Consider the following 1,799-nt stretch of genomic DNA (forward strand, 5'->3'; position numbering starts at 1 on the left):
TGGCGCTAAGAAGCTTAACTTCTGTGTTCGACATGGGAACAGGTGTATCCTTCTTGCTATCGCCACCACACTCTTTTTTTGAGAAAACTTATTCTCTCAAAACTAGCTAATATTTATCATTGATTTTTAAGCCGTACACCGTTTCACACCACTTTGTGGTTAAGTCCTCGACCGATTAGTATTGGTCCGCTCCATACATCACTGTACTTCCACTTCCAACCTATCTACCTGATAATCTTTCAGGGGTCTTACTTCCATAAAGGAATGGGAAATCTAATCTCGAGGTGAGCTTCACACTTAGATGCTTTCAGCGTTTATCTCATCCATACATAGCTACCCAGCGATGCCCTTGGCAGAACAACTGGTACACCAGAGGTATGTCCATCCCGGTCCTCTCGTACTAAGGACAGCTCCTCTCAAATTTCCTACGCCCGCGACGGATAGGGACCGAACTGTCTCACGACGTTCTGAACCCAGCTCGCGTACCGCTTTAATGGGCGAACAGCCCAACCCTTGGGACCGACTACAGCCCCAGGATGCGATGAGCCGACATCGAGGTGCCAAACCTCCCCGTCGATGTGGACTCTTGGGGGAGATAAGCCTGTTATCCCCAGGGTAGCTTTTATCCGTTGAGCGATGGCCCTTCCATACGGAACCACCGGATCACTAAGCCCGACTTTCGTCCCTGCTCGACCTGTAAGTCTCGCAGTCAAGCTCCCTTGTGCCTTTACACTCTGCGAATGATTTCCAACCATTCTGAGGGAACCTTTGGGCGCCTCCGTTACCTTTTAGGAGGCGACCGCCCCAGTCAAACTGCCCACCTGACACTGTCTCCCACCACGATTAGTGGCGAGGGTTAGAGTGTTCATACAACGAGGGTAGTATCCCACCAATGCCTCCTCCGAAACTAGCGTTCCGGTCTCTACGGCTCCTACCTATCCTGTACAAGTTATACAAACACTCAATATCAAGCTACAGTAAAGCTCCATGGGGTCTTTCCGTCCTGTCGCGGGTAACCCGCATCTTCACGGGTATTATAATTTCACCGAGTCTCTCGTTGAGACAGTGCCCAAATCGTTACGCCTTTCGTGCGGGTCGGAACTTACCCGACAAGGAATTTCGCTACCTTAGGACCGTTATAGTTACGGCCGCCGTTTACTGGGGCTTCAATTCTGGGCTTCGCCGAAGCTAACTCATCCTCTTAACCTTCCAGCACCGGGCAGGCGTCAGCCCCTATACGTCATCTTACGATTTTGCAGAAACCTGTGTTTTTGATAAACAGTCGTTTGGGCCTATTCACTGCGGCTGACCTTTCGGTCAGCACCCCTTCTCCCGAAGTTACGGGGTCATTTTGCCGAGTTCCTTAACGAGAGTTCTCTCGCACACCTTAGGATACTCTCCTCGACTACCTGTGTCGGTTTGCGGTACGGGTAGTTATATTCTAACTAGAAGCTTTTCTTGGCAGTGTGACATCAGTTACTTCGCTACTTAATTTCGCTCCCCATCACAACTTGTCCTTAAAGTTAAGCATTTAACTCAACTTCAGACTTATTGCTTGGACGCACATATCCATCAGTGCGCTTCCTTAGCCTGCTGCGTCCCTCCATCGTTCAAACAAATATAACTAGTACAGGAATCTCAACCTGTTATCCATCGTCTACGCCTCTCGGCCTCGACTTAGGTCCCGACTAACCCTGGGAGGACGAGCCTTCCCCAGGAAACCTTAGTCATTCGGTGGACAGGATTCTCACCTGTCTTTCGCTACTCATACCGGCATTCTCACTTCTAAGCGCTCCACC

2 rRNA genes (1 of these 2 running past the window's edge) are annotated in these 1,799 nt (G+C 50.0%); both read right to left on the reverse strand.

Features of this window, described 5'->3' with window-relative positions:
• Nucleotides 1-70: ribosomal RNA gene (rrf, locus tag AC1RP4_RS07505) — 5S ribosomal RNA — on the reverse strand; the annotation flags it as partial.
• A gap of 85 nt (nt 71-155) precedes the next feature.
• Nucleotides 156-1,799, reverse strand: a 23S ribosomal RNA gene (locus AC1RP4_RS07510) (it continues 1,375 nt past the right edge of the window).

The sequence above is a fragment of the Dellaglioa sp. CoH-56-MRSF-10 genome, from assembly GCF_056782175.1.